Annotated in this window: 6 protein-coding genes and 1 riboswitch; of the genes, 4 read left to right on the forward strand and 2 right to left on the reverse strand. The window is 42.5% G+C overall.

Features of this window, described 5'->3' with window-relative positions:
- The 3 genes from CAG68_RS10515 to CAG68_RS10525 all read left to right on the forward strand — a co-directional run.
- Window positions 1-687: sulfatase-like hydrolase/transferase (locus tag CAG68_RS10515; protein WP_161441120.1), on the forward strand; the 687-nt coding region annotated here is incomplete at its 5' end.
- A gap of 146 nt (window positions 688-833) precedes the next feature.
- Entirely contained in the window at window positions 834-1,199 is a 366-nt protein-coding gene (locus CAG68_RS10520) for a VOC family protein (protein WP_161441121.1), read from the forward strand.
- Window positions 1,200-1,298: 99 nt separating this feature from the next.
- Window positions 1,299-1,682 carry a hypothetical protein gene (locus CAG68_RS10525; RefSeq protein ID WP_005377782.1) on the forward strand — a complete coding sequence of 128 codons (384 nt, stop codon included), beginning with the start codon at window positions 1,299-1,301 and terminating at the stop codon, window positions 1,680-1,682.
- An 89-nt stretch (window positions 1,683-1,771) separates the two neighbouring features.
- Here CAG68_RS10525 and CAG68_RS10530 read toward each other — a convergent pair whose 3' ends face one another.
- Both CAG68_RS10530 and CAG68_RS22155 read right to left on the reverse strand, forming a co-directional pair.
- Window positions 1,772-2,506, reverse strand: coding sequence for a chromosome segregation ATPase (locus CAG68_RS10530; RefSeq protein ID WP_017820934.1), 735 nt, complete (start codon window positions 2,504-2,506; stop codon window positions 1,772-1,774).
- A gap of 31 nt (window positions 2,507-2,537) precedes the next feature.
- On the reverse strand, window positions 2,538-2,696 hold the full coding sequence (locus CAG68_RS22155) for a hypothetical protein (RefSeq protein ID WP_005377784.1): 159 nt from the start codon (window positions 2,694-2,696) through the stop codon (window positions 2,538-2,540).
- A gap of 527 nt (window positions 2,697-3,223) precedes the next feature.
- Window positions 3,224-3,323, forward strand: a riboswitch (glycine riboswitch).
- 122 nt (window positions 3,324-3,445) lie between these two features.
- Here CAG68_RS22155 and CAG68_RS10535 point away from each other — a divergent pair.
- Window positions 3,446-4,822: an alanine/glycine:cation symporter family protein gene (locus CAG68_RS10535; protein WP_054729399.1), complete on the forward strand. Its 1,377-nt coding sequence runs from the start codon at window positions 3,446-3,448 to the stop codon at window positions 4,820-4,822.
- The last annotated feature ends 88 nt before the right edge of the window (window positions 4,823-4,910 follow it).

Here is a 4,910-nt window from a genome sequence, read left to right on the forward strand (position 1 = left end):
CTATATAACAAAGCAAACGAAGAGTTTGAACGCCTTTCAAAAAGCGACAAACCTTTCTTTAGCTTAGTTTTTACGTCAAGTAATCATAGCCCTTATGAGTATCCGAAAGGCAAAATTGAGCCATACGATTCAGAACATATGACGCGTAACAACGCCGTTAAATATTCCGATTACGCTTTGGGCACTTTCTTTGAAAAGGCGAAAAAGTCATCTTATTGGGATGATACCATTTTCATTGTAATTGCAGATCATGATGCACGTGTTTCTGGCGCTAACCTTGTTCCGGTTAAGCACTTTCACATTCCAGCATTGATCCTTGGTAAAGGCATTCAACCACGTAAAGATGACCGCATAGCAAACAACATCGACATGCCGCCTACACTGTTATCTCTAATTGGGGTAGATGCTAAAACACCGATGATTGGTCGTGATTTAACGAAGCCACTAGCTCGCGAAGATGAACGCGCAATGATGCAATACGACAAAAACTTTGGTTATTTAACGCGCGACAATCTCGTTGTGCTTTCCCCTGGTGAAAAGGTATCGACCCTGGCGTACGACTTTAAAGACCAAACCATGGAGCCGCTAGAGGTGGACGAGTCTATTGTCGAGCGTGCAAAAGCAAACGCATTATTTGCATCTAAAGCGTATCAAAACAACTGGTATTCTTCCAAACACACTCATTAACACCAATGATTCCGCTGATAAAAAGGAGCTAAACGGCTCCTTTTTCTTATTCTGTCACTTACCTTCGAGAATGTTCTACTGACAACTCCTGTCGTTCCTTTCCGTTAGATTGCCCCTACTATTTCTAATTGATTAAGGAACAAACCATGCTGACTATCAATTCATTCGTTCTCTACGTTGAGGACATCCACATAAGCCAAGTTTTTTATTCGAAACTGTTCGAACGCAAAGTCACGCAGTTGTCTCCAACCTTCGCCGCTATTCCACTGACCGAAGGCTTAACGTTGACACTCAAGCAAAGAGATAATCTTTCACCCTACAGCGGAATTAGAGGTGGTGGCACCGAGTTGTCTTTATCGGTGCCCAATAGTCATATGCTAGAGCGCATTTACAAGCGCTGGAAAGACCTAGGTGTTGAGTTTGTTCAACCACCAGCGACATCAGTGCATGGGTTAAATTTTATGGCTATCGATCCAGATAAGCATCGCATTCGTGTTTTCATAAATGAATAAAAATGCGTTAAAAATGCTTTTTACCCATTCCCAATGTGACTTCAATAAATTAGACTCAAGGAAATATCAAAAGCGGCGTAGTAATAAGAAGGAATGCCCATGAGCTCAAGTATGATCCTTAGCGAATCCCTAATCGAGAGCGGAAGAGATATCCCCCTCAAAGAACTGCTTTATGCAAAGCGCGTGCTGGATAACTACATGGCAGTAGCCAAAGAAAGTAGCCCGCTTGAGCTATTAACTGAGATGAAATCGGCAGCAAAGCAAGTAGAATACTTTACAACGACGAGTAACCCGTGTGAGGCTCGTAATGTCATCAGTCAGATGATTGATAAAATCGACACCGCGGAATCTTTTGCTTCGTTCAAAGCATTAGCAGGTAAGCCATCTCAAGCACTCAATGAACTAATTGAAGATCGAGCTCAGCTGATTAAACACGAACGAGAGCTCCTGCTCGCCTCAGGCTATGACGCCTCACGAATCTAATATACGAGCAGCCTTAAAGTCATAGCTAACAACGAAAAAGGAGCTCTTAAAGAGCTCCTTTTGCTTTTCAAAAATCGGATACAAAAGACTTAAAGGCCGATATCTTCCGTTATTGCTTTGATTTGTTTGAGGTCCATTTTATAGACTTCAATCATTTGATCGACCTGACTTAGTCGTGAATTAGCTTCGTCATGTTTATCACACGCGTCCGACTTCACGTCCCAAGATTTGCCTTCTAAAAATACGTCACACTCTTTCTTGAGTTTCTCAATCTTAGGTAATAATTTCGACCGTTCTTTCTCGAGAGACTCTAATTCTTGCGAAATTTTTAGCTCTTTCTGGAATACTTCGCGGGACCGCTCAAACATAGTCGCTTGCATATCCGCTTGACGACTCAACTTCTCATTTTCTGACTTCGTCGTGTTGATCTTATCTGCCTGCTGCTTCAATTGAGACTCTAGTGACAAGTTAACCTTCTCGACCTCAGTCAATTGCTTTTGCAACTTCTTAAGTGCTTTCTGATGAGCTTCATCTTTCGCGGCGAGTAACTCACTAACTTGGTTTTGTATCTCTTGGTCAAGCGCCTCTTCACGCACTTTTACTTGAGATGCCAACTGGGTTTTATCTTGCGTTAGTGCTTGATACTTTTCTTCTAATACGTGGTAAGTCGATTCCCACTTGTTCGCAGTGACAACCGATCCAACAAGGCCACCAAATGCCAAGCCTAACACCGCAGCGATTGCGATATAGATATGCGTACGTTTGTCACGCTCTTCAATGACAACTACGTCGTCTTGCTCTTCCATTTTGTTCTGAGAACTCACCGTATACTACTCCAAGGACTCTTTTACTTTGCTAGCGGATCAATTCCGCAAACATAATTGATGCTGTATAAATCAGAAATGCGCCAATTAATGTTATAACGGTCGCTTTTTGGACTTTTTCATTGGTTCGATAACGAAACAGCACAAATGCTACTGCAATCAACACCGCAATGGCTAATAATCTGGTCATACCGCCTCCTTGTCCACTCATGAAAAACTGCCTAGGTCCGTAGACTGTTTCACAAAGATTCATTGTAACCCATTTATACGTACCATAAGGTCAACTTAGCGTAGATTTTAAAATAAGTGCTCCGATTTTAATCAATTTTGTGTCCTTAATTGAATAACTTATGTCGTAACAATCGAAACACATTTATCGTTCTGAAGTGTTTTTGGGTTCCATTCCCTAACCCAATAAATTTTATTTATGCCGTGACTCGCACAAAAAGATTGGCAAACATACCTTCATGAAAATTGATGAGGTTATTTCATTGAAAATAAATTGACATAGGGTGTTGAAATGGACCAAAAACATGATAGAGTTCACAGGTTAATGATGACCAGCATCATTAACTAACCTTTACTCATTTAATTGAGTAATTGTTCCGATGAAGACTGCAGGAGAGTGGTTATTAATCAAATTTTAACATTTGATTAGCATAACTCGCCGAAGAATTAACTATTTCAGGTGCTACCTAGGTAGCGGGGACTGTAGTTGGAGGAACCTCTGGAGAGAACCGTTAAATCGGTCGCCGAAGGAGCAAGTCTTGCACTCACGCAAGGTGAAACTCTCAGGCAAAAGGACAGAGGAGTGGAAAGTTACAACCTAACTATTTTGCTTGGCCTTCCCGCCTACAACCAATAGCTTAGTTCTTTTAGAGATCGTTGATCTCGTCCTTTCCCTCTTCTCCTTATTAGTTGTTTTATTAAGGGGAAATCATGAACAACCTACAATCTTTACTACAAACCATCGATAATTTTGTCTGGGGTCCACCGCTGCTTATTTTGCTAGTGGGTACAGGTGTTTACTTCACTTTTAGCCTTGGCTTGATCCAGTTTAAACACCTCCCAACAGCGCTAGCGATGGTATTCAGTAAAGATAAGTCATCTAATACTCAAGGTGACGTTTCTAGCTTTGCAGCTCTTTGTACTGCGCTCTCAGCAACAATTGGTACTGGTAACATTGTTGGTGTTGCCACAGCAATCAAACTCGGTGGACCAGGCGCTCTATTCTGGATGTGGCTCGCTGCCCTTTTCGGAATGGCGACTAAATACGCCGAATGTTTGTTGGCGGTTAAGTACCGAAGAGTCGATGATAAAGGCCAAATGATTGGTGGCCCAATGTATTACTTGCAATACGGTGTTGGCTCAAAAGCTCTCGCGATCATGTTTGCAGTGTTTGCTTTGGGTGTTGCTTGTTTTGGTATCGGTACGTTTCCACAAGTAAACGCGATTCTGGATGCAAGTGAGATATCTCTTGGTGTTAACCGTGAGCTATCTGCCTTTGTACTAACTCTTTTGGTTGCTTTCGTAACTTTGGGTGGCATCAAATCCATTGCTAACGTTGCAGGAAAAGTGGTTCCTACCATGGCTGTATTTTATGTGTTGGCGTGTTTAAGCGTGATCATCATGAATGCAGACCAATTGTTCAATGCCGTTGAATTAGTGCTGGTTTCAGCCTTTACATCAACAGCAGCGGCTGGTGGTTTTTTAGGTGCAAGCATCATGCTGGCAATCCAATCAGGTATCGCTCGCGGTGTGTTCTCAAATGAATCAGGTTTGGGTAGCGCGCCTATGGCAGCAGCAGCAGCGAAGACAGACTCTTGTGTTAAACAAGGCCTAATTTCAATGACGGGTACCTTTTTCGATACCATCATTATTTGTACCATGACAGGCCTTGCTCTAATCCTGACCGGTGCATGGCAAAGTGACCTTGCTGGTGCCGCGATGACGACTCATGCTTTTGCGGTGGGTTTAAATGCAGATACATTTGGCCCTATGCTCGTCTCAATCGGTTTGATGTTCTTCGCTTTTACCACCATTCTTGGTTGGAACTACTACGGTGAGCGTTGCGTTGTGTTCCTGTTCGGAACTAAAGCTGTGCTTCCATACAAACTGATTTTCGTTGGCTTGGTGGCATCTGGTGCATTCCTTCACCTCGATATGATTTGGCTACTGGCTGATATCGTAAACGGTCTGATGGCAATTCCTAACCTAATTGGTTTGATCGCACTGCGTCACGTCGTACTGGCAGAAACCAAACTGTTCTTTAGCTCAACATCGCAATCAGGTGAAGTTGAAGCAGTGAAAGCTTAGTGAAACGGCAGGTTTGCGGTCATAAACTGTCAGTCACAGAGAGCAAAACACATTAGAAATGGTAAAAACACAAAGCCCGCTATTATTT

The organism is Vibrio sp. V42_P2S4T144, assembly GCF_009904715.1.
Taxonomy (GTDB): domain Bacteria; phylum Pseudomonadota; class Gammaproteobacteria; order Enterobacterales; family Vibrionaceae; genus Vibrio; species Vibrio alginolyticus.

Excerpts from the sequence above, each read along its gene's own strand:
- CAG68_RS10520 (WP_161441121.1), top strand. The coding sequence starts at position 834 with ATGCTGACTATCAATTCATTCGTTCTCTACGTTGAGGACATCCACATA.
- CAG68_RS10525 (WP_005377782.1), top strand. The coding sequence starts at position 1,299 with ATGAGCTCAAGTATGATCCTTAGCGAATCCCTAATCGAGAGCGGAAGA.
- CAG68_RS22155 (WP_005377784.1), bottom strand. The coding sequence starts at position 2,696 with ATGACCAGATTATTAGCCATTGCGGTGTTGATTGCAGTAGCATTTGTG.
- CAG68_RS10535 (WP_054729399.1), top strand. The coding sequence starts at position 3,446 with ATGAACAACCTACAATCTTTACTACAAACCATCGATAATTTTGTCTGG.